This window comes from Sphingomicrobium astaxanthinifaciens (assembly GCF_022865105.1).
Classification (GTDB): Bacteria; Pseudomonadota; Alphaproteobacteria; order Sphingomonadales; family Sphingomonadaceae; genus Sphingomicrobium; species Sphingomicrobium astaxanthinifaciens.
This window is the reverse complement of record NZ_JAKNYM010000002.1, coordinates 1,372,335-1,392,928: the sequence shown is the minus strand read 5'-3', so window position 1 is coordinate 1,392,928 and position 20,594 is coordinate 1,372,335. Positions and strand designations below refer to the sequence as shown.

Here is a 20,594-nt window from a genome sequence, read left to right as displayed (position 1 = left end):
GTCTTGAACCTCGCCGAGCCCCCCGATCCCTACCAAACCGACCCCGACGCCTCGATCGGCGACCTGATGGGGCGCGTGGTGGAGGATGCGCGCGAACTGGCGCAGGCCGAGATCGACTATGCCAAGGCCAAGCTGCGCAGTGAGGCGCGGCCCTACAGGAAGGCGGCGACCTGGTTCGGCATCGCCGCGATGTTCGCGATCGCGGCGATGGTCGCCTTTGCCACCGGGCTGACGCTGGCGCTGGCGGCGCTGGTCGGCCCGCTCGCGGGCGGGGTGGTGGCCGCGCTGCTGCTGTTCGGCACGGCGGGACTGTTCGCGCTACTCGGCAGGAACAAGCTGGAGGAGCGCCCGTGAGCCTCGACCCCGAACTGATCGATGCCCGCAACGCGGTCGAGGCCAAGCGCGCCCAGCTGATGCATTCGGCCAAGTTCGCGCTGGGCGAGGCCAAGCGCCGGCTCGCGCCCGACCTGCTCGCCGAGCAGGCGTGGGACAAGGTCAAGCGCAAGTCGAACGACCTCGCGCATGAGGCGGTGCTCGAGGCCAAGGCCAAGCCGTTCTTCTACGGCGGCATCGCGGCCGCGATCGGGCTGTTCCTCGCCCGCAAGCCGCTCGGCAAGATGGCGGTGAGCGCCTGTCGCTCGGCGCGCGGCGAGGCCGCGCCCGAGGCCGAGGGCGGCAGCAGCATGGTGGCCGCCAAGCCGCCGCCGCGGCGCACCCGCCGGGCGCCCCCCGCGGCCAAGGCCGCGCCCGGGGTGGCCGAATTCCACGAGACGACCAAGCCGGTCGAAGAAAAGACCAAGCCGGGATCCAAGCCCGCCAAGGGCACCCGGGCCAAGAAGAAAACGGAGGACGTGTGATGAGTGTCAAGGATCAAGCCAAGCGCGCCGGCGAGAAGGCGCGCGCGACCGCCGAGAAGGCCAAGGACAAGGCGAGCCACGCGGCGAGCGAGGCCAAGGCCCGCGCTAACCAGGCCGCGAACGAGGTGCGCGAGGGCGCCAGCCGTGCGTATGAAAGCAGCCGCGCCAGCGCCGTGCGCGCCTACGACCGCACCCGGCAGGGCGCGTCGCGCGGCGCGCAGCGCACCGGCGAGGGCATCGAGAACAACCCGCTGGTGGCGCTCGGCGGCGGGCTCGTCCTCGGGCTCATCCTCGGGGCGATGATCCCGCGCAGCCGCCGCGAGAAGGACCTGCTGCGGGGCGTCGGCACGACGATCAACCAGCGCGCGCATACCGCCTTCGACGCGGCGCGCGAGGCGGGGCAGCGCGAGCTCGAGCAGCGCGGGCTGACCGCCGATGCCGCCGAAAACGCGGTGCGCGACATTGCGCGCGGGGTCGGCGATGCCGCGCGCACCTCGGCCGAGGCGGGCGTCAAGGCCGTGCGCCACAAGGACGCCTGAATGTTTGCCCGGGCGGCTTTGCTCGCGTCCAAAATCCTGCTAGCGGGCCGCCCATGAGCAAGCTTCACCTCGTTTTTGGCGGCCGGGTCAAGGATCCGCGCGGCCTCGACTTCATCGATCTCAACAACCTCGACCTCGTCGGCCTGTTCGACAGCTATGCCGCGGCCGAGGAAGCCTGGCGCGGCGCGGCGCAGCGCACCGTCGACGACGCCGAGATGAAATATGTGGTGGTGCACCTGCACCGCCTGCTCGAGCCCGATACCGCCGCGCTCGATAGCGACGGCTGAGGCGCCCCGGGGGCGCCTTCGCCCCCGATGTCGCGTCCCCGCGCTCCCCGACCGTCGGTTCGCCGCCGCGCGGGGCCCCTGCCCGCCGACCGGACCGGCGCGCCGTTAGCGACGGCGCGCCCTTTTCGCGTTGCTGCTGTTGGTGGCGATGACGGCGCGTCAGTCGCGCGCCGCGCGGGGCCGTGCGGGCAGCAGCCAGCGCGCGAGCAGCAGCCCCGCGACGAAGCCGCCGATATGCGCGGGAGTGGCGATCAGCGTGCCCTCGACCCGCCCGTAGAGGTCGAGCGCATATTGCACCACCAGCCAGAAGGCGAGCAGCCACAGGGCGTTGAGGAACCGGTTGAGCCCGGGCGAGCGCACCAGCTGGCGGCGGTTGCCGAACAGCATCGCGAAGCTGCCGATGAGCGCACTGGTCGCGCCGCTGGCGCCAATCATCGGCAGCGCGGCGGCGGGATCGGTCCACCATTGCGCGAGCGCGGCGAGATAGGCGCCCGCGAGGAACAGCAGCACCAGCCGCACCGGCCCCGTGACCCGCTCGATCGCATTGCCGCAATAGAGCAGCACGACGCCGTTGAAGAGCAGGTGCGCCATATCGGCGTGGAGGAAGGCCGCGGTCAGCGGGGTGAGCCAGGCGGGCAGGTGCTCGGAGGCGAACATCCCGCTCAGTCGTGCCGGGATGAAGCCGCCGACATGATGCGCGTCGGCCACGTCCCAGACGAGCCGCGCGGCCCAATAGCCGAGAACGACAACGGCGGCCAGGAGGTTGGTCGCCGTCGCCCAGCGCGGCATTATTTGAACTCGACCTTGGTGATCTCGTAATATTTCTCGCCCGCGGGGGTGGTCACCTCGACCTCGTCGCCGACGCTGCGCCCGATGAGCGCGCGCGCGAGCGGCGAGTTGAAGTTGATCCGCCCCTTCGAGGCGTCGGCCTCGTTCTCGCCGACCAGCTGGTAGACCTTTTCCTGGTCGTCCTCGTCGAGCAGGTGGACGGTCGCGCCGAACACCACCTTGTCGCCCGACAGGCTCGCGGGGTCGATCACCATCGCGCGCGACAGCTGGTCCTCGAGGTGGCTGATCGTGGCCTCGATCTGCCCCTGCCGTTCCTTGGCGGCATGATATTCGGCGTTTTCCGACAGGTCGCCATGCGCGCGCGCTTCCTCGATCGCGTCGATCACCGCGGGGCGTTCGACGGTCTTGAGGTGCTTGACCTCCGCGCTCATCTTGGCGTGGCCCTCGGCCAGCATCGGCACCTTATCGCTTGCCATCGCTATCAAATCCTTCGTCAAAACCGCGCCTTCATCGCCCGGGGCAATGTATTTTTCGCGGTTTTCAGGGGTAAAAGTTCAGGAAGCGGAATAATAGGACTGAAGCGAGCGAACATCAAGGGTCTCGGGATCGGCGCGCCCGACGATCCGCGCGATCGCGAGGCTCGCCCCAACCGTGGTGTAATAGGGAATGCGGGCCTTGAGCGCGGCCTCGCGGATGTCCTGGCTGTCCTTCAGCGACTGCCAGCCCTCGGTGGTGTTGAAGACGAGGGCGACCTCGCCATCCTTGATCTTGTCGACGATGTGCGGGCGCCCCTGCGCGACCTTGTTGACCCGGGCCACGCGCACCCCCTGGTCGGCGAGGTAGCTCGCGGTGCCGTCGGTGGCAATGAGCGAGAAGCCCGCCATGTCGAGGTCGCGCGCGGCGGCGAGGATGTGCGGCTTGTCGCTTTCCTTGACCGAGATGAAGACGCAGCCCTCGCGCGGGTGGCGGGTGCCGGCGCCGAGCTGCGCCTTGGCATAGGCGGCGTCGAAACTTCGAGCGATTCCCATCACTTCGCCGGTACTCTTCATCTCGGGTCCCAGCACGGGATCGGTCCCGGGGAAGCGCGCGAAGGGGAACACCGGCTCCTTGATCGCATAATGGTCGACCTCGCGGTCGATGGCCGCGAAGTCGGCGAGCTTGGCCCCCGCCATCACCTTGGCGGCGATCTTGGCGAGCGGGCGGCCGATCGCCTTGGCGACGAAGGGGACGGTGCGCGAGGCGCGCGGATTGACCTCGATGAGGTAGACCGTGCCGTCCTGAATCGCATATTGGACGTTCATCAGCCCGCGCACCGAGAGCGCGGTCCCGAGCGCCTCGGTCTGGCGCTCGATCTCGACAATGATCCGGGGGGGCAGGCTGAAGGGCGGCAAGCTGCAGGCGCTGTCGCCCGAATGCACGCCCGCTTCCTCGATATGCTGGAGGATGCCGGTGACCGCGACCCTATCGCCGTCGCAGATCGCGTCGACGTCGACCTCGACCGCATCGCGCAAATAGCGGTCGATGAGCACCGGCGAATTGCCCGACACCTGCACGGCGGTGTTGATGTAGTGGTCGAGCTGTTCGGGGCCGTCGACCACCTCCATCGCGCGCCCGCCGAGCACGTAGCTGGGGCGCAGCAGCACGGGATAGCCGATCCGGCTCGCCACGCTGAGCGCCTCGTCGCGGCTGCGCGCGATGCCGTTCTCGGGCTGGGTCAGCCCGAGCTTGTTGACCAGCGCGGCGAAGCGCTCGCGGTCCTCGGCGAGGTCGATGCTGTCGGGGCTGGTGCCGAGGATCGGGATGCCCGCCTTCTCGAGGTCGGCGGCGAGCTTCAAGGGGGTCTGCCCGCCCAGCTGGACGATGACGCCCTTCAAGGTGCCAGCCTGCTTTTCGGTCTCGAGGATCTCGAGCACGTCTTCGGCGGTCAGCGGCTCGAAATAGAGGCGGTCCGAAGTGTCGGGGTCGGTCGAGACGGTCTCGGGGTTGCAGTTGACCATGACCACCTCATGGCCCTCGGCCTTATGGTCGGGATCGGTCTCGCCGCGGTCGCGGCCGAGCGCGAAGGCGGCATGGACGCAGCAATAGTCGAACTCGATCCCCTGCCCGATGCGGTTGGGCCCGCCGCCGAGGATGACGACCTTCTCGCGATCCGACACGCCCGCCTCGTCGACGGGATCGTCGAACAGCGGCGCCTCGTAGGTCGAGTAGAGATAGGGCGTGACCGCGTCGAATTCGGCGGCGCAGCTGTCGATCCGCTTGAACACGGGGCGCACCCCGAGCTTGCGGCGATGGGCGCGCACTTCCGCCTCGGTGGTCCCGCCGTGCATGGCCTTGAGCGCGTCGTGGACGAGCCCCCTGCCCTCGACCGCCTCGGCGACCGCATGGGTCGATTGCGCCGACAGCTGTGCGAGCCGCGCGTCGGAGAAGCCGAGGCTCTTGAGGTGGCGCATCGCCGCGGCGGTGCCGGGCAGCCCGTCCTCGGCGACCGCGCGTTCGGCGGCGATGATCGTCTCGAGCTGGCGCAGGAACCAGGGGTCGAAATGGGCAATTTGGTGGATGCGCTCGACGCTGAAACCCTCGCGCAGCGCCTGCGCGGCGGCGAGGATGCGGAACGGCGTGGCGCGGCCGAGCGCATTCTCGATGGCGGCTTCGGTGGCGCCCTCGAGGTCGGGGAGCGGGTCGAGCCCATTGAGGCCCGTTTCGGTGCCGCGCAGTGCCTTCTGGAAGCTCTCGGCGAAGTTGCGCCCGATCGCCATGACTTCGCCGACCGACTTCATCGCGGTCGAAAGCAAGGGCTCGGAGCCGGCGAACTTCTCGAAGGCGAAGCGCGGGATCTTGGTGACGACATAATCGATGGTGGGTTCGAACGAGGCCGGGGTGGCGCCGCCGGTGATGTCGTTGCGCAGTTCGTCGAGCGTGTAGCCGATGGCGAGCTTGGCGGCGACCTTGGCGATGGGGAAACCGGTGGCCTTCGACGCCAGCGCCGAGGAGCGCGAGACGCGGGGGTTCATCTCGATGACGACCATGCGGCCGTCCTTGGGGTTGATCGCGAACTGGACGTTCGAGCCGCCCGTCTCCACCCCGATCTCGCGCAGCACCGCGATCGAGGCCGAGCGCATGCGCTGATATTCCTTGTCGGTCAGCGTCAGCGCGGGGGCGACGGTGATGCTGTCGCCGGTGTGCACCCCCATCGGATCGACATTCTCGATCGAGCAGATGATGATGGCGTTGTCGGCGCGGTCGCGCACGACTTCCATCTCATATTCCTTCCAGCCGACGATCGATTCCTCGATCAGCACCTCGGTGGTGGGCGAGGCTTCGAGCCCGCCCTTCACGATATTTTCGAACTCTTCCTTGTTGTAGGCGACGCCGCCGCCCGTGCCGCCCAAGGTGAAGCTCGGGCGGATGATCGCGGGGAGGCCGATCTTCTCGAGGATGCGGGTGGCATCTTCCATCGAGTGCGCGATGTCGCTGATCGGGCTTTCGAGGCCGATCTTGTCCATCGCCGCCTTGAATTTCTCGCGATCCTCGGCCTTGTCGATCGCCTCGGCGGTGGCGCCGATGAGCTTGACGCCATGTTTCTCGAGGATGCCGAGCTTGTTGAGCGAAAGCGCGCAATTGAGCGCCGTCTGCCCGCCCATCGTCGGCAAGATGGCGTCAGGCTTTTCCTTCTCGATGATCTTCTCGACCACGCGCGGGTTGATCGGCTCGACGTAGGTGGCGTCGGCCAGCCCCGGATCGGTCATGATCGTGGCGGGGTTGGAGTTGACGACGATGACGCGATAGCCCTCTTCCTTGAGCGCCTTGATCGCCTGGCTGCCCGAATAGTCGAACTCGGCGGCCTGCCCGATGACGATGGGCCCCGCGCCGATGACGAGGATGGACTGGAGGTCAGTACGAGCGGGCATTAGCGCATCATCCCCACGAATTTTTCAAAGAGGTAGAAACTGTCCTGCGGGCCGGGGCTGGCTTCGGGATGATACTGGACGCTGAACGCCGGGCGGTCGGTGAGTTCGATGCCGCAATTGCTGTCGTCGAACAGGCTGACGTGCGTCTCGGTGACATTAGCGGGCAGGCCCTCGCGCTTGACCGCGAAACCGTGATTCATGCTGGTGATCTCGACCACCCCGTCGGCGCAGCGCTTGACCGGGTGGTTGGCGCCGCGGTGGCCCTGGAACATCTTTTCGGTCTGCCCGCCGACCGCGAGCGCGAGCAGCTGGTGGCCGAGGCAGATGCCGAACAGCGGCTTGTCGGTCTCGAGCAGTTGCTGGATGACAGGGATGGCATAGTCGCCCGTCGCCGCCGGGTCGCCGGGGCCGTTCGACAGGAAAATGCCGTCGGGGTCGTGGGCGATGATCTCTTCATAGGTGGCGGTGGCGGGCACCACCGTCACCCGCGCGCCCGCCTCGACGAGGTTGCGGAAGATGTTGTGCTTGGCGCCATAGTCGATCGCGACCACGTGCGGCGCGTCGGGGTCGGCGTGATCGAGCTTGTAGCCCTGCCCCAGTTCCCACCCACCATGGGTCCATTGGTCGAGCTGGCGGCGCGACACTTCCTTGGCGAGGTCCATGCCCTCGAGCCCGGGCCAGTCGTGCGCCATCTGCCGCAGCTTTGCGATGTCGAACTGGCCGTCGGGATCGTGCGCGATGACCACGCTCGGCGGCCCCTCCTCGCGCACCAGCCGGGTCAGCGCGCGGGTGTCGACCCCGGCGATGCCGATGCGGCCATGCTCGGCCATCCAGTCGGCGAAATGGTTGCGCGCGCGAAAGTTGGAGGGCGGGGTCACCAGCTCGCGGGTGATGCAGCCCAAAGCATGGGCGACGGGCGCCTCGACATCCTCGGGGTTGGTGCCGACATTGCCGATGTGCGGGAAGGTAAAGGCGATCACCTGCCGCGCATAGCTGGGATCGGTCATCACCTCCTGGTAGCCGGTCATCGCGGTGTTGAAGCACAATTCGCCGACCGCCTCGCCGGTGGCGCCGAACCCCTGCCCGTAGATGATGCGCCCGTCGGCGAAGACGATGATCCCCGTGGCGGTGTCGGATGGGTGCGCGCGGTCGGGCATCGGCAGCTCTGTGCTCCGTTGGTGGGGGTGTCGGCAATGTTGCTAAGCCACAGCCGCTACGCTTGTTCCCCCCCTCCGTCAACGGGTGGGAAAGCGAATGTTCTGCGGCTAAACCCTTTTCTTTTTCAGTTGAGCGAGAAGCAGCGATGATTCGCGATGATCTGAAGGCCGCGATGGTGGCCGCGATGAAGGCGGGCGAGAAGGACAAGGTGGCGACGATCCGCCTGATCCAGTCCGAGGTGAAGAACAAGGACATCGAGGCGCGCACCGGCGGCGAGGTCAAGGACGATGACGCGCATGTCACCGCGGTGCTCCAGAAGATGGTCAAGCAGCGCCGCGAATCGGCCGAGATGTTCCGCAAGGGCGGCGCCGAGGATCGTGCCGCGACCGAGGAAGCCGAGATCGCGGTGATCGAGACCTTCCTGCCTGCGCAGATGAGCGATGAAGAGATCGACGCCGCCGTCGCCGCGATCATCGCCGACACCGGCGCTGCCGGCATGAAGGACATGGGCCGCGTCATGGGCGAGGTGCGCAGCCGCCACGGTGCCGCGATCGAGCCCGCCAAGGCGAGCGCGGCCGCCAAGAAGCAGCTCGCGGGCGGCTGAGCGTCCTTGTCGCTCCCCCCCATACGGTCGTAAGCCTCACCCCGTGAGCCTTCCCCCCTCATTCCTTGACGAGCTTCGGGCGCGCACCCGCGTGTCCGCGGTCGTGGGCAACGACGTCAAGCTCCTCAAGGCGGGCAAGGAATATAAGGCCTGCTGCCCGTTCCACGACGAGAAGACGCCGAGCTTCTACGTCAACGACCAGAAGGGCTTCTATCACTGCTTCGGCTGCGGCGCGCATGGCGATGCGATCTCCTATCTCGTCGACGGGCGCGGGATGGGGTTCATGGACGCGGTCAAGGAGCTGGCCGCCAAGGCGGGGATGGAGGTCCCGGCCCCCGACCCGCGGGCGCAACAGCGGGCCGAGCGCCGCGCCGGGCTGGTCGATGTCACAGAGGCGGCGGCGGACTGGTACGAGGAGCAGCTGGCAGGGATCGAGGGCGCGGGCGCGCGCGCCTATCTCGACAAGCGCGGGCTGTCGGCCGCAATCATCAAGCGCTTCAGGCTCGGTTTCGCGCCCGATGACCGGGGCCGGCTGAAGCGCGCGCTCGACCGGTTCGGGGTCCCCAAGCTCGTCGAGAGCGGGATGCTGATCAATCCCGAGGACGGCAATCGCGAGCCCTACGACCGCTTTCGCGGGCGGCTGATGATCCCCATCCGCGATCCGCGCGGACGGGTTATCGCCTTTGGCGGGCGCATCCTCGGCGATGGCGAGCCGAAATATCTCAACAGCCCCGAGACCCCGCTGTTCGACAAGGGGCGCCAGCTCTACAATCTCGACCGCGCGCAGGCCGCCGCGCGCAAGGCGGGGCGCGTCATCGTGGTCGAGGGCTACATGGACGTCATCGGGCTCGATGCGGCGGGGATCGGCGAGGCGGTCGCGCCGCTAGGCACCGCGCTGACCGAGGACCAGCTGCGGCTGCTGTGGCGGCTCACCCCCGCCCCCATCCTGTGCTTCGACGGCGACGCCGCGGGGCAGCGCGCGGCGATCCGCGCCGCCGAGCGCGCGCTGCCGCTGCTCGGCCCCGACCACAGCCTCAGCTTCGTCGAGCTGCCCGCGGGGCAGGATCCCGACGACGTCGTGCGCGCGGGCGGGCGCGCGGCGTTCGAGGCGCTGCTCGAGGCGCCCGAGCCGCTGGTCGAGCGGTTGTGGCGCCACGAGGTCGCGGCCGGCCCGCTCGACACCCCCGAACAGCGCGCTGGGCTCAAGCAGCGCTTGTTCGACCATGCGCGCGCGATCCAGAACCCGGGGCTGTCGCAGCTCTATCGCGACGACTGGCTGGCGCGGTTCGACCGGCTGGTGGGGCGCGAGCGCGGCGGCGGCGGCGGGCCCGGCGGGGGCCAGCGCAAGCCGTGGAAGAAGAACAAGGACGGGCGCTGGGTGCCCCCCGCGCCGCCCGTCGGCGCGGCGGCGCGCCGACTGTCCGCCGACGGGATCGTGCCCCACCTGCTCGAAGCGCTGCTGATCGGCTATGCCCGGCATCCGCAGCGCCTCCTCGAGGACGCCGAGGACCTCGTCCGCCTCGAGCTGTCCGACCCGCGCCTCGCGGCGTTGCGCGAAAAACTCCTCGATGCAGCCTTTTCCGCCGAGTCGCTTGATCCCGGCACCCTTCTTCCCATATTGGCGGACGAAAGGCTGGACAGCCCGTCCCGGCCGCTCATGGGATATAGTTTCGTCAAGCCCGACGCGGACCGCGCGCAAGCTGCGCACGACCTGTCGGCAACGCTCGAGACCATATTGGCCGCCGCCGAGATCGAATCGGCACTCGAGGCCGCCACCGAGCGTTTGGAACGGGAGTTTAGCGACGAGGCCTTTGGCGAGCAGCAGCGGCTCCTCGGGCTTCGCAGGGATGCAACGGACAGGCTGGCAGTGCTGGCCCGCATGGAATGATTGAAATTTGAGATCTATGGCGAAGACCGACAAAGACACCCCGGCCGACGGCGATCAGCCGCTGATCGACCTCAACAATGCCGCGATCAAGAAGCTGCTCGCCCGCGGCAAGAAGCGCGGCATCCTCACCTATGACGAGGTCAACGAGGCCTTGCCCTCCGACCAGATGAGCCCCGACCAGATCGAGGACGCGATGACCGCGATCTCGGAAATGGGGATCACCATCGTCGAATCGGACGAGGACGACGAGGACGTCGAGCCGCTCGGCGACGATGCCAAGCCCGAGAAGGTCAAGGCCACCACCAACACCAAGGAACGCGCCGACCGCACCGACGACCCGGTGCGCATGTACCTTCGCGAGATGGGCGCGGTCGAACTCCTCAGCCGCGAGGGCGAGATCGCCATCGCCAAGCGCATCGAGGCGGGGCGCGACTTCATGATCTGGGGGCTGTGCGAAAGCCCGATCACCTTCAACGCGATCATCGAATGGTCGAAGAATCTCAACGAAGAGACCATGCAGCTGCGCGAGATCCTCGATCTCGAGGCGATGATCTCGAAGGGACCGACCGCCGAGCAGATGGCGCAGTCGGAGGATGAGGACGACGACGGCGAGATCAGCGAGAAGAACGCCGGGCCGACCATCGCCGAGGATGAGGACGAAGACGACGGCGAGGCCGGCGACGGCGAGGACGGCGAAGCCGGCGGCGATGCCGCGCGCAAGCGCCGCGAGGAAGAGGAGGAGGACAACACCCTCAGCCTCGCGCAGATGGAAGAGGCGCTGAAGCCCACCGCGCTCGAGAAATTTGCCGAGATCACCGCGGTCTTCAAGAAATTCTCCAAGCTCCAGGCCGAGCGGCTCGAGGCGCTCGAGGCGGGCGAGGAATTGAGCGCCGCCAAGGAGAAGAAGTATCAGGCGCTGTCGGGCGAGCTGACCGCGCTGGTGGAATCGATGCAGTTCCACAATGCCAAGATCGAGATGCTGGTCGACCAGCTCTACGGCTACAACCGGCGGCTGATGACGCTGGGTGGGCAGATGCTGCGCCTCGCCGAGCGCCATCGCGTCAGCCGCAAGAGCTTCCTCGAGGAATATGAGGGCAACGAGCTCGACGATGCCTGGCTCGACCGCGTCGCCAAGATCGACAAGAAATGGGCCAGCTTCGCCAAGAGCGAGGCCGAGACGGTCGAACGCATCCGCGGCGAGATCGCCGAGATCGCGCAGCTGACGGGGATGAGCCTCCCCGAGTTCCGCCGCATCGTCAACCAGGTCCAGAAGGGCGAGCGCGAGGCGCGCATCGCCAAGAAGGAGATGGTCGAGGCCAACCTGCGGCTCGTCATCTCGATTGCCAAGAAATATACCAACCGCGGGCTGCAGTTCCTCGACCTCATCCAGGAGGGGAACATCGGGCTGATGAAGGCGGTCGACAAGTTCGAATATCGCCGCGGCTACAAGTTCTCGACCTATGCGACCTGGTGGATCCGGCAGGCGATCACCCGCTCGATCGCCGACCAGGCGCGCACCATCCGCATCCCGGTGCACATGATCGAGACGATCAACAAGCTGGTCCGCACCAGCCGCCAGTTCCTCCACGAGACGGGCCGCGAGCCGACCCCCGAGGAACTGGCCGAGCGCCTCTCCATGCCGCTCGAGAAGGTGCGCAAGGTGATGAAGATCGCCAAGGAGCCGATCAGCCTCGAGACCCCGATCGGCGACGAGGAGGATTCGCACCTCGGCGATTTCATCGAGGACAAGAACGCGGTCATCCCGGTCGATGCGGCGATCCAGTCCAACCTCAAGGAAACTGTCACCCGCGTGCTGGCCTCGCTCACCCCGCGCGAGGAGCGCGTGCTGCGCATGCGCTTCGGCATCGGCATGAACACCGACCATACGCTCGAGGAAGTCGGCCAGCAGTTCAGCGTGACGCGCGAACGCATCCGCCAGATCGAGGCCAAGGCGCTCAGGAAGCTCAAGCACCCGAGCCGCAGCCGCAAGATGCGCAGCTTCCTCGACCAATAGACCTTAGTCGGTAGTCGATCGCAACTGGTCGTAGGGGGCCGCCCGTTCATCGAAGCGGGCGGCACCTTTTCATCCGCGCTTCATTGGCTTGATGCATCGCACAACGTGCGTGCGATCCGCCGACAGGCGGTGGGATTTCCCACCCTGCCGGGAGCGCATTGCTCAAAAATTCCCGGAAAACCGGGGCGAAGCACGATTGGCACGATGGGTGCATCAACACGGCAAGGCGGAATTTCCCGCCCGTCGACAAGGGAAGAACGATGAAAGCGAACCTGTTCCTGCGCAACGATACGATCTTTGGCGTCTGCGAGGCGCTGGGCGAGGATTTCGGGTTCAACCCGACGCTGCTGCGGATCGCGCTCATCCTTCCGCTCTTCTGGTTCCCCCTCGAGGTGGCGATCACCTATGCCGGGCTGGGGCTGGTGGTGCTCGCCTCGCGGCTGATGTTCAAGGAGCGCGCGGTGCCCGCCGCCGAGGCCGCGCCGCAGACCGGCGCACAGCTGGTCGGCGCCGAGGCGGCCAACAGCGAGGTCGGGCTGTCCGACGCCGCCTGATGCGCGGCGGGCGCGCCTGTTTCGCGCCTGTCCCGTTTCGGGGCGGAAATTAACGCCTCTGACCAAAAGGTTTCGGCGCCGGTAACCGGGTCTTAATCGGCGGCTGCTAGCGCTTTTCCCCCCACCAGAAGACGATGACATTGACAGGTTCAGCGAGGGAGTGACGATGATGGTGGCGCATGTGAAGGTCGGACCGGATGATGCCGTGTCGGCGCTCGCTCCCCTCGACGGTCTCGCCGCCGGCGGGGTCGCGATCCACCCGCACTATCGCCGCCTGCTGGTCGACACCGCCCCCTCGAGCGCCCGCAACCTCGCCGACTTCGTCCACTGCCTGTGCAAGCTGCACGGCTGCCACCCGACGATGATCGAGACCGCGCTCGGGCGGATCGGCGCCGGGCCGCAGCGCGACTGGGCAATGGCGAGCGCGGCCGCCTTCGAGCAGGAACGCCATTACCTGGTGACGCTGACCGCCGCAGTCGGCCCCCTGCCCTCGACCAGCGGCGCCGCGCAGACCGAGAACACGCTCAAGGCGCAGCAGCACGCGATCGACACGCTCGGCCGTTCCGAGCGCAACGGCTGCGCGCTGGGCGCGGCGAGCGCGCTGGTCGCCGACTGGGCGGCGCTGCGCGCGCTGCTCGACCATGTCGCCGCGCGGCACGGGGTCGAGGCGCCCGCCTGCGCGCTGCCCGAACCCGCGCAGGGCGAGGCGATGCGCGACCGGCTCGAGGGCGCGGGACCGCGCCGCGCCTTCGCCTTCGGCGCCGAACAACTCCTCCTCCAGCACGCCGGGCTGTTCGACCTGCTCGAGGCGCGCGCCGAGGCGCGCGACAAGGCCGACGGCATCGGCTGAGCGGGCTGCGCGGGGCGACCGTCCCACGCCCCTGCCCGCTTGCACCGGCAACGCCCTTCCCATAGGGGGGCGGGATGAAATTCGACGGCACCTCCTCCTATGTCGCCACCGACGATCTCAAGGTCGCGGTCAATGCGGCGGTCGCGCTGCGCCGCCCGCTCCTCGTCAAGGGCGAGCCCGGCACGGGCAAGACCGTGCTCGCGCACGAGATCGCCAAGGCGATCGACGCGCCGCTGATCGAGTGGCACGTCAAGTCGACCACCCGCGCGGTGCAGGGATTGTACGAATATGACGCCGTCGCCCGGCTGCGCGACGGCCAGCTCGGCGAGGACCGGGTCCACGACATCTCCAACTATATCCGCAAGGGCAAGCTGTGGGAGGCCTTCACCAGCGAACGGCTCCCGGTGCTGCTGATCGACGAGATCGACAAGGCCGACATCGAGTTCCCCAACGACCTGCTGCAGGAACTCGATCGGATGGAGTTCCATGTCTACGAGACGGGCGAGACGGTGAAGGCCGCCGAGCGCCCGGTGGTGGTGATCACCTCGAACAACGAGAAGGACCTGCCCGACGCCTTCCTGCGGCGCTGCTTCTTCCACTATATCGCCTTCCCCGACGCCGAGACGATGGAAGCGATCATCGAGGTGCATTTCCCGGGCATCCAGAAGATGCTGGTGCGGCGCGCGCTCGACCTGTTCTACCAGGTGCGCGAGACCCCGGGGCTCAAGAAGAAGCCCTCGACCAGCGAGTTGATCGACTGGCTCAAGCTCATCCTCCACGAGGACATGCCGCTCGAGGTGCTCGCCGATGCCGATCCCAAGAAGGCGATCCCGCCGCTCCACGGCGCGCTGCTCAAGAACGAGCAGGACGTGATGCTGTTCGAGAAGCTGGCCTTCCTCGCGCGGCGGCCGCAGGGCCGCTAACGCGGCTCGCCCTCGTCCGTGTCCCCGGCGTCCTCGCCGTCGAGCTCGAAGCGGATGAGGTCGCCGGGCTGGCAGCCGAGTGCCGCGCACATCGCGGCCAGCGTGGCGAAGCGGATCCCCTTGACCTTGCCCGAGCGGAACAGGCTCAGTTGCGTCTGCGACAGGTCGATCGCCTCGGCGAGATCCTTGCCCGTCATGCCCGCGCGCTGCAGCTGCGCATCGAGGGTGACCTTGATCCCCATCAGACGAAACTGTCGAGTTCGTCGCGCGCGGCGCGGGCCTCGTCGATCAGTTCGGACATTGCCCACAGCCCGGCGCCGACGATGGCGATCGCGATGGCGGTCGAGTCGAGTTCGAACAGCGGCGCGCGGGTCAGGAACACGGGCAGGAGGTTCTGCCCGACCAGCTCGATCATGCCGCCCACCGCGAGCGCGAGCCCGACCCGGCGCAGCAGCCGCGCGACCTGCGGGGCGAACCCCTTGCCGGCCGAGATCGAGCGCAACGCCCACCAGACCGCGCCGACCGCGTAGAGGTAGAAGGGGGTCGGGAGGAAATGCGCCCACAGGTCGGGGCGATCCTCGACCTGCGCGTCGATCGCCGCGAGCTGGAGCGCGAACAGCAGCATCATCACCGCGAACACGAACAGCGCGAGCAGCGCCATCCAGCGGGTTCTTGCCTGCAATCCGTCCATCCGCGCCCCCTCTTGTCCGGCCCGCGCGGCAGTGTTGGCGCGCGCGCGCGCAGCGTCAAGCGCCATGCGCGCGCGCCCTCCCCGCTCAGGCGGCGCCGGTGTCGCGATAGGCAAGCTCGAAATTGCCCCAGCGCCGGCCCTTGAAGTGCAGCGGCACGAAGACATTCTTGACCGGGAAGCTCTGGTCGCCGAGCTGCATCTGGTAGGTGTAGAGCGTGGCCGGCTTGTCGCTCTCGACCGCGCGCCGCGTGGCCTCGTCCATCAGGATGAGGCGGTTGCGGCAATGCTTGTCGTTCCACACCGGGTCCTCGCCCTGCGGCAGGCTGCGCTCGGACAGGTGGGTCGGCAAATAGCCGTTCACGTCGGTCAGCGCGCAGGCGATGATGCGGTTGTCGCTCGCCTTGAAGGCGTCGAGCACGCCCTGGATATGGCGATCGGCGAACTCGCAGAAGCCGTTGCGATACTGCTTGGGATTGGTTCCGGCGATCTCGACATAGTCGCGGTCGAACACCGCCTCGAGGTCGATCTCGCCCGCCTCGACCGCCTGCTCGACGATACGCTGGATGTCGCGCATCGCGTCCTGCGCGCGCGCGATGAACGGGGTATCGTCGATCTCGGCCCCCGAATTGGCGAGCGTGTCGAGCATCTCGTTGGCCATCTGCTCGAGGTGCGCGAGCCGCTTTTGCGCCTGCACGAGTTCGCCGTTGTTGGCGCGCGCCCCGCCCGAGAATTCGCTGAGCCCCGCCTTCACCCGGTCGACGCTGGTCTGGATGAGACTGGTCGACTGGGCGATGCCCTCCGACTGCGAATCCACCATGTCGACGATCTCGGAGACCTCGCGGACGGTCTCGCCGATGGTGGCGATCCCCGCCTGCGCGGCGCGGCTGCGATCGACCCCGCTGGTGATCTCGTCGTTGACGGCATTGGCCTCGCGGGTGAGCTCGCCGAGGGTGGTGGCGATCTGCCCGGTGGCATTGCGGGTGTCGTGCGCGAGCTTCTTCACCTCGGCGGCGACGACCGCAAAGCTGCGCCCGGCATCGCCCGCGCGCGCCGCCTCGATGGTGGCGTTGAGCGCCAGCATGTTGGTCTTGCGCGCGATCGTCTCGATCGTCGCCGACACCGACTGCACCTGGTTCATCGCGCCGGCGAAGCGTTCCATCCGCTCGCCCAGCTGGACGACGAGGTCGGTCAGCCCGCGGAACCCCTCGATCGTGCTCTCGATCGCGGCGCGCCCGTTGTCGAGCTTGTCCTTGGCCTGCTGCGAGAGCAGCCGCGCCTCGTCGGTCGAATCGGACACCCGCGCCTGGTCGCGCATCAGCTGTTCGGTGACCTGCTCGAGCGTGTCGAGCGTCTCGAGGCTGGCCGACACGCGTTCGGTGACGGTCTCGACATATTCGGCGACGTCGCTGCACTCGAGGCTCAACGAGCCGCAGTCGCGCGCTACCAGGCGGATGGCGTTTTCGGTGACTTCTTCGATGCCCTGCGTGGCCATGTTCGACGCTTCCTTGTTCACCCCGTTACGCTGCCGTGTTTATGCGCCCCCCCCTACCAATTCGTTAACCAAGCGATTTGCCCGGCGCGGGACGGCAGGCTAGAGGCTGCGAGCATGTTCATCTCCTTCCTCGACGCGCTGCGCAAAGCCGGGTTCAAGGCCAGCCTGAAGGAGCATCTGATGCTGCTCGAGGCGCTCGACCGCGAGGTGATCGCGGCCGACCCCACCCAATTCTATTTCCTGGCGCGGGCGACCTACGTGTCCGACGAGAAGATGCTCGACCGCTTCGACCAGGTGTTCGCCGCGACCTTCAAGGGGGTGACCCGCGCCGAGGACGAGCTGGCTCCGGTCGAATTGCCCGAGGAATGGCTCAAGGCGGTCGCCGAACGCTTCCTCACCCCCGAGGAAAAGGCCGCGATCGAGGCGCTCGGAGACTGGGACGAGATCATGGAGACGCTCAAGCAGCGGCTCGCCGAGCAGCAGGAGCGACACGAGGGAGGGTCGAAGTGGATCGGCACCGGGGGGACCTCGCCCTTCGGCCATTCGGGCTACAATCCCGCGGGGGTCCGGATCGGCGGGCCGGGGCGGCATGGCCGCGCGGTCAAGATCTGGGAAAAGCGGTTGTTTCGCGACCTCGACGGCGACGTCGCGCTGGGCACGCGCAACATCCAGGTCGCGCTCAAGCGATTGCGCCGTTTCGCCCGCGAGGGCGCGGCGGAGGAGCTCGACCTCGAGCGCACCATCGAGGGCACCGCGCGGCAGGGCTGGCTCGACGTCAAGATGCGTCCCGAGCGGCACAATGCGGTCAAGCTGCTGCTCTTCCTCGACATCGGCGGGTCGATGGACCCGCATGTCCGGCAGGTCGAGGAATTGTTCTCGGCGGCGCGCTCGGAGTTCAAGCATCTCGAGCATTATTATTTTCACAACTGCATCTACGAGGGGGTATGGAAGGAGAACCGGCGCCGCTGGGACGACCAGACGCCGACCCTCGACATCATCCACAAGTTCGGCCCCGACCATAAGCTGGTGATCGTCGGCGATGCCTCGATGAGCCCCTTCGAGATCACCCATCCGGGCGGGGCAATCGAGCATTACAACGAGGAAGCGGGCGCGACCTGGATCGAGCGGCTGACCGACCAGTACAGGAGCGCGGTGTGGCTCAACCCCACGCCCGAGGCCTATTGGAACCACAGCCATTCGACGCGGATCCTGAAGGAGCTGATGGATGATCGCATGTACCCGCTCACGCTCGACGGGCTCGACGCGGCGATGCGCGAGTTGAGCCGCAAGCACTGAGCGCGTGCCGCGGCGGGACGCGCGCGGGGGGCCCCTTGCGCGCGGGCGCGGCTGTGCCATGCTGGCCGCCATGTTGCCCGCCCTGCCCCGCTGGCTCCCCCTCTCCGCGCTGGTCGTGGCGCTGACCTATGGTGCGGCGCTCGTCATCGGCTGGCGCCACGGCTATCCCTACCGGCTGCCCTTCGACGCCTATTTCATCGCCTTCATGACGATCGCGGTCGCGGTGGTGCTCGCGGGGATCGTCGCCAAACTGGCGATCTATGCGTGGCAGCGCGAACCCCGCCCGCTGGCGCGGCTGCGCGCCGAACCGCGCCGCCCGGTCGTCGTCTTCGTGCTGCTCGTCGGGCTGATGGCGCTCGAGCTTGCGGCGCTGATGTGGCTCAAGTCGATGCTGCCGATGGTGGCGGGGTTCTGGGCCGACCCGTTGCTCGCCGATCTCGATGCCGCGCTCTTCCTCGGCACCGACCCGTGGCGGCTCACCCACGCGCTGCTGGGCTGGGCCTCGCCCGCCTTCGACTGGGCCTATGCCGCGTGGGGGCCGGTCAAGACGGGGTGCCTGCTGCTGATCGTCTTCGCCCCCGAGAGCCCCGCCAAGGGGCGGCTGATCCTGTCCTATTTCCTCGTCATCTCGCTGACCGCGCTGGTGCAGTACCTGCTGCCCTCGGCGGGGCCGGTCTTCTGGCAATTGCTGGGCATCTCCGATCGCTTCGCCGAGCTGCCCTACCAGCCGCTGGTGATCAGCGGGCGCGACTATCTGTGGGCCGACTACCAGGCCGGAGGCGGGCTGCCCGGGACGGGGATCTCGGCGATGCCCTCGCTCCACGTCGCGCTGTCGCTGTGGGTCGGGCTGTGCGTGGCCACCTACCTGCCGCGCGCGGCGCTGCTCGGCTGGGGCTATGCGCTGGTGGTGATGATCGGCTCGGTCCACCTCGGCTGGCATTATGCGCTCGACAGCCTCGGTGCGATCATCGTGGTGGCGGCGAGCTGGGCGATCGCGCGCGCCGCGATCGCGCCGGTCAGTAGAGAAGGTGCGGGGCGCGCGCGTCCGCCCAGGCGGCCTCGTCGGGCCGGCTGAGCGCGTCGAGGTCGCCCGGCTCGGCGCCTTCATCGTCGACCCATTGCCGCAACTCGGGGCCGCCGTTGATGACGTCGATCGCCAGATGCCCCTCGGTATATTCGTAGGCGAAGTCCTCGCCGCGCCACAGCGCATAGTCGGGGAACAGCGCGCGGATCGCCTTGAAGCCGAGCGCCTGCAGCCGCCACGGGCGGAAGGCGTGATGGTCGTAGAAGGCGCCCTCGGCGTGGATGTGGACCCCGTGACAGAGCTGCCCGACATGCTTGTGGAAGGTCGGCTCGAACCAGGTCTCGCGCAGCGCGCAGCCCTCGAGCCATTGCGGGGCCAGCCGCTGCATCTGCGCGATCACGCTGCGGGCGTTGATGTCGGGGGCGCCGAACAGTTCGAGCGGGCGCGTGGTGCCCCGCCCCTCGCTCAGCGTCGCGCCCTCGAGCATCACCGTGCCCGCATAGGCGCGGGCCATGTTGAGGTTGGGCGCGTTGGGCGAGGGATTGATCCAGAGCCGCTCGGGCGGCCAGCCGAAGCCGGGAGCGGCCTTGGGGTCGTAGCCCTCCATCGCGATCACGCGATAGTCGAGCTCGAGCCCGAAATGGGTGATGAACCAGTGGCCCAGCTCGCCCAGCGTGAGCCCATGGCGCATCGGCAGCGGCCCCGCGCCCACGAAACTCTCGTAGCCCGGGCGCAGCGTCAGTCCCTCGATCGGGCGCCCGGCGGGATTGGGGCGGTCGAGCACCCACACCGACTTGCCGCAGCGCGCCGCCTCCTCGAGAATGTAGAGCAGCGTGGTGATGAAGGTGTAGATGCGGCAGCCGAGGTCCTGCAGGTCGACGAGGATCACATCGAAGCTGTCCATCATCGCGGGGGTGGGGCGGCGCACCTCGCCATAGAGGCTGTAGACGGGGACGCGGTGGACGGGATCGATCTCGTCGGGCGTCTCGACCATATTGTCCTGCTTGTCGCCCTTGATCCCGTGCTGGGGGCCGAAGGCGGCGGTGAGGTCGATGTCGTCGAGGATCGCCAGCGCGTCCATCGCGTGGACGAGGTTGCCGGTCACCGAGGCGGGGTGCGCGCACAGCGCGACGCGGCGGCCGCGAAGGTCGCGGCGCAGCGCGGGGTCGGCGAGCAGGCGGTCGATGCCGAATTTCACAAATCGTCTCCTCGAAGCGCAAAGCAGTCGTCATGGTGGAAGTCCGCCGCGCCCGGCGGGTGCGCCACCGCCCAGTAGCTCATCCGGCCATCCTCCTCCTCGACAATGGTCGACAGCCCGATCTCGTGCCCCGCGACCCGCTGCCCGAGGACGTGCGCGGACAGGATATAGAGCCCCTCCTCGCGGCGCGTCTCGATCAGGCAGCGCTGGGCAAGGTTCGAGCGCGCGCGCCGATAGCTGGCGAAGCGGTAGGCGGACCAGCGCCCGTCGGGGGCGAAATTATACTCGCGATAGCCGACGGGCCCCTGCCGCAGGAAGAGTTCGAAGCAGGTCGAGCGCCACAGCCGGTCCTCGCGCCGCAACCGCCCCAGCCCGGGCAGGCGGAGCCGCGAAAGATCGCCGTGCAGCCGATAGGTCAGCGCGACCCGCTCGCCGTCGGCGGCGATCGCCACCTCGACGCCCGTGGCGGCGCGCGGGGGGTGGTCGGGGTGGGGGATCAGGCGCAACATCGCTCCACCGCAT

General features: G+C 68.1%; 21 protein-coding genes. 12 read left to right on the top strand and 9 right to left on the bottom strand.

All coding sequences use genetic code 11. The features are described 5' to 3' along the window. Window positions 1-3: 3 nt before the first annotated feature. From L8951_RS11015 to L8951_RS11000, 4 genes are read left to right on the top strand one after another with little or no spacing between them, the layout of a single operon-like run. Window positions 4-354, top strand: a complete 351-nt coding sequence (locus L8951_RS11015) for a phage holin family protein (protein WP_244383103.1) — start codon at window positions 4-6, stop codon at window positions 352-354. Next, the gene (locus tag L8951_RS11010) at window positions 351-857 is read left to right on the top strand and encodes a hypothetical protein (RefSeq protein WP_244383102.1); all 507 of its coding nucleotides are present in this window, start codon (window positions 351-353) and stop codon (window positions 855-857) included. Before L8951_RS11015 ends, L8951_RS11010 begins: the two co-directional genes overlap by 4 nt. After that, window positions 857-1,396 (top strand): hypothetical protein, encoded by a 540-nt coding sequence (locus tag L8951_RS11005; protein ID WP_244383101.1) that lies wholly within the window; start codon window positions 857-859, stop codon window positions 1,394-1,396. The genes L8951_RS11010 and L8951_RS11005 overlap by 1 nt, the downstream gene beginning before the upstream one ends. Window positions 1,397-1,449: 53 nt before the next feature. Then, a complete protein-coding gene (locus tag L8951_RS11000) occupies window positions 1,450-1,683 on the top strand; it encodes a DUF4170 domain-containing protein (RefSeq protein WP_244383100.1) in 234 nt (77 codons plus the stop codon). Window positions 1,684-1,842: 159 nt separating this feature from the next. Here the strand turns inward: L8951_RS11000 and L8951_RS10995 are convergent, their stop codons facing one another. The 4 genes from L8951_RS10995 to carA all read right to left on the bottom strand — a co-directional run bounded on the left by L8951_RS10995 (window position 1,843) and on the right by carA (window position 7,537). Continuing rightward, window positions 1,843-2,472 (bottom strand): rhomboid family intramembrane serine protease, encoded by a 630-nt coding sequence (locus tag L8951_RS10995; RefSeq protein ID WP_244383099.1) that lies wholly within the window; start codon window positions 2,470-2,472, stop codon window positions 1,843-1,845. Beyond that, on the bottom strand, window positions 2,472-2,948 hold the full coding sequence (greA, locus tag L8951_RS10990) for a transcription elongation factor GreA (protein WP_244383098.1): 477 nt from the start codon (window positions 2,946-2,948) through the stop codon (window positions 2,472-2,474). The genes L8951_RS10995 and greA overlap by 1 nt, the downstream gene beginning before the upstream one ends. Before the next feature lie 78 nt (window positions 2,949-3,026). Next, window positions 3,027-6,380, bottom strand: coding sequence for a carbamoyl-phosphate synthase large subunit (gene carB / locus L8951_RS10985; protein ID WP_244383097.1), 3,354 nt, complete (start codon window positions 6,378-6,380; stop codon window positions 3,027-3,029). Then, window positions 6,380-7,537: a glutamine-hydrolyzing carbamoyl-phosphate synthase small subunit gene (gene carA / locus L8951_RS10980; protein ID WP_244383096.1), complete on the bottom strand. Its 1,158-nt coding sequence runs from the start codon at window positions 7,535-7,537 to the stop codon at window positions 6,380-6,382. Before carA ends, carB begins: the two co-directional genes overlap by 1 nt. 146 nt (window positions 7,538-7,683) lie before the next feature. Here carA and L8951_RS10975 point away from each other — a divergent pair, with 146 nt between their 5' ends. The 6 genes from L8951_RS10975 (at window position 7,684) to L8951_RS10950 (ending at window position 14,371) form a co-directional block, all read left to right on the top strand. Further along, complete coding sequence (locus tag L8951_RS10975) at window positions 7,684-8,142, top strand: GatB/YqeY domain-containing protein (RefSeq protein WP_244383095.1); 459 nt, start codon at window positions 7,684-7,686, stop codon at window positions 8,140-8,142. Between the two features lie 43 nt (window positions 8,143-8,185). Next, complete coding sequence (gene dnaG / locus L8951_RS10970) at window positions 8,186-10,030, top strand: DNA primase (RefSeq protein WP_244383094.1); 1,845 nt, start codon at window positions 8,186-8,188, stop codon at window positions 10,028-10,030. A gap of 16 nt (window positions 10,031-10,046) precedes the next feature. After that, window positions 10,047-12,044: an RNA polymerase sigma factor RpoD gene (gene rpoD / locus L8951_RS10965; protein ID WP_244383093.1), complete on the top strand. Its 1,998-nt coding sequence runs from the start codon at window positions 10,047-10,049 to the stop codon at window positions 12,042-12,044. Window positions 12,045-12,304: 260 nt separating this feature from the next. Next, window positions 12,305-12,598: a PspC domain-containing protein gene (locus L8951_RS10960; RefSeq protein WP_244383092.1), complete on the top strand. Its 294-nt coding sequence runs from the start codon at window positions 12,305-12,307 to the stop codon at window positions 12,596-12,598. Between the two features lie 166 nt (window positions 12,599-12,764). Continuing rightward, the gene (locus L8951_RS10955) at window positions 12,765-13,448 is read left to right on the top strand and encodes a DUF6975 family protein (RefSeq protein WP_244383091.1); all 684 of its coding nucleotides are present in this window, start codon (window positions 12,765-12,767) and stop codon (window positions 13,446-13,448) included. A gap of 74 nt (window positions 13,449-13,522) precedes the next feature. Further along, window positions 13,523-14,371 (top strand): AAA family ATPase, encoded by an 849-nt coding sequence (locus L8951_RS10950; RefSeq protein ID WP_244383090.1) that lies wholly within the window; start codon window positions 13,523-13,525, stop codon window positions 14,369-14,371. Here the strand turns inward: L8951_RS10950 and L8951_RS10945 are convergent. From L8951_RS10945 to L8951_RS10935, 3 genes are all read right to left on the bottom strand, one after another. Then, window positions 14,368-14,613: a helix-turn-helix domain-containing protein gene (locus tag L8951_RS10945; RefSeq protein ID WP_244383089.1), complete on the bottom strand. Its 246-nt coding sequence runs from the start codon at window positions 14,611-14,613 to the stop codon at window positions 14,368-14,370. The genes L8951_RS10950 and L8951_RS10945 overlap by 4 nt on opposite strands. Then, on the bottom strand, window positions 14,613-15,062 hold the full coding sequence (locus tag L8951_RS10940) for a DUF2975 domain-containing protein (RefSeq protein ID WP_244383088.1): 450 nt from the start codon (window positions 15,060-15,062) through the stop codon (window positions 14,613-14,615). The genes L8951_RS10945 and L8951_RS10940 overlap by 1 nt, the downstream gene beginning before the upstream one ends. An 85-nt stretch (window positions 15,063-15,147) precedes the next feature. Beyond that, complete coding sequence (locus L8951_RS10935) at window positions 15,148-16,554, bottom strand: methyl-accepting chemotaxis protein (RefSeq protein WP_279614772.1); 1,407 nt, start codon at window positions 16,552-16,554, stop codon at window positions 15,148-15,150. Between the two features lie 114 nt (window positions 16,555-16,668). On the opposite strand from L8951_RS10935, the gene L8951_RS10930 reads away from it, so the two are divergent. Both L8951_RS10930 and L8951_RS10925 read left to right on the top strand, forming a co-directional pair. Further along, the gene (locus L8951_RS10930) at window positions 16,669-17,850 is read left to right on the top strand and encodes a vWA domain-containing protein (protein WP_244383087.1); all 1,182 of its coding nucleotides are present in this window, start codon (window positions 16,669-16,671) and stop codon (window positions 17,848-17,850) included. A gap of 70 nt (window positions 17,851-17,920) precedes the next feature. Further along, complete coding sequence (locus tag L8951_RS10925) at window positions 17,921-18,925, top strand: phosphatase PAP2 family protein (protein ID WP_244383086.1); 1,005 nt, start codon at window positions 17,921-17,923, stop codon at window positions 18,923-18,925. Here L8951_RS10925 and L8951_RS10920 read toward each other — a convergent pair. Together L8951_RS10920 and L8951_RS10915 are read right to left on the bottom strand one after the other, a co-directional pair. Next, complete coding sequence (locus L8951_RS10920) at window positions 18,867-20,072, bottom strand: exo-beta-N-acetylmuramidase NamZ family protein (protein ID WP_244383085.1); 1,206 nt, start codon at window positions 20,070-20,072, stop codon at window positions 18,867-18,869. The genes L8951_RS10925 and L8951_RS10920 overlap by 59 nt on opposite strands. Beyond that, window positions 20,069-20,581, bottom strand: a complete 513-nt coding sequence (locus L8951_RS10915) for a DOMON domain-containing protein (RefSeq protein WP_244383084.1) — start codon at window positions 20,579-20,581, stop codon at window positions 20,069-20,071. The genes L8951_RS10920 and L8951_RS10915 overlap by 4 nt, the downstream gene beginning before the upstream one ends. Window positions 20,582-20,594: the final 13 nt, after the last annotated feature.

What these genes read in the sequence shown, in the direction of transcription:
- L8951_RS11005 (WP_244383101.1), top strand. Translation starts at nt 857, where the DNA reads ATGAGTGTCAAGGATCAAGCCAAGCGCGCCGGCGAGAAGGCGCGCGCG.
- L8951_RS10915 (WP_244383084.1), bottom strand. Translation starts at nt 20,581, where the DNA reads ATGTTGCGCCTGATCCCCCACCCCGACCACCCCCCGCGCGCCGCCACG.
- L8951_RS10995 (WP_244383099.1), bottom strand. Translation starts at nt 2,472, where the DNA reads ATGCCGCGCTGGGCGACGGCGACCAACCTCCTGGCCGCCGTTGTCGTT.
- carA (WP_244383096.1), bottom strand. Translation starts at nt 7,537, where the DNA reads ATGCCCGACCGCGCGCACCCATCCGACACCGCCACGGGGATCATCGTC.
- L8951_RS11000 (WP_244383100.1), top strand. Translation starts at nt 1,450, where the DNA reads ATGAGCAAGCTTCACCTCGTTTTTGGCGGCCGGGTCAAGGATCCGCGC.
- rpoD (WP_244383093.1), top strand. Translation starts at nt 10,047, where the DNA reads ATGGCGAAGACCGACAAAGACACCCCGGCCGACGGCGATCAGCCGCTG.
- greA (WP_244383098.1), bottom strand. Translation starts at nt 2,948, where the DNA reads ATGGCAAGCGATAAGGTGCCGATGCTGGCCGAGGGCCACGCCAAGATG.
- L8951_RS10925 (WP_244383086.1), top strand. Translation starts at nt 17,921, where the DNA reads ATGTTGCCCGCCCTGCCCCGCTGGCTCCCCCTCTCCGCGCTGGTCGTG.
- L8951_RS10975 (WP_244383095.1), top strand. Translation starts at nt 7,684, where the DNA reads ATGATTCGCGATGATCTGAAGGCCGCGATGGTGGCCGCGATGAAGGCG.
- L8951_RS10960 (WP_244383092.1), top strand. Translation starts at nt 12,305, where the DNA reads ATGAAAGCGAACCTGTTCCTGCGCAACGATACGATCTTTGGCGTCTGC.
- L8951_RS10940 (WP_244383088.1), bottom strand. Translation starts at nt 15,062, where the DNA reads ATGGACGGATTGCAGGCAAGAACCCGCTGGATGGCGCTGCTCGCGCTG.
- carB (WP_244383097.1), bottom strand. Translation starts at nt 6,380, where the DNA reads ATGCCCGCTCGTACTGACCTCCAGTCCATCCTCGTCATCGGCGCGGGG.
- L8951_RS10955 (WP_244383091.1), top strand. Translation starts at nt 12,765, where the DNA reads ATGATGGTGGCGCATGTGAAGGTCGGACCGGATGATGCCGTGTCGGCG.
- L8951_RS10935 (WP_279614772.1), bottom strand. Translation starts at nt 16,554, where the DNA reads ATGGCCACGCAGGGCATCGAAGAAGTCACCGAAAACGCCATCCGCCTG.
- L8951_RS10945 (WP_244383089.1), bottom strand. Translation starts at nt 14,613, where the DNA reads ATGGGGATCAAGGTCACCCTCGATGCGCAGCTGCAGCGCGCGGGCATG.
- L8951_RS10950 (WP_244383090.1), top strand. Translation starts at nt 13,523, where the DNA reads ATGAAATTCGACGGCACCTCCTCCTATGTCGCCACCGACGATCTCAAG.
- L8951_RS10930 (WP_244383087.1), top strand. Translation starts at nt 16,669, where the DNA reads ATGTTCATCTCCTTCCTCGACGCGCTGCGCAAAGCCGGGTTCAAGGCC.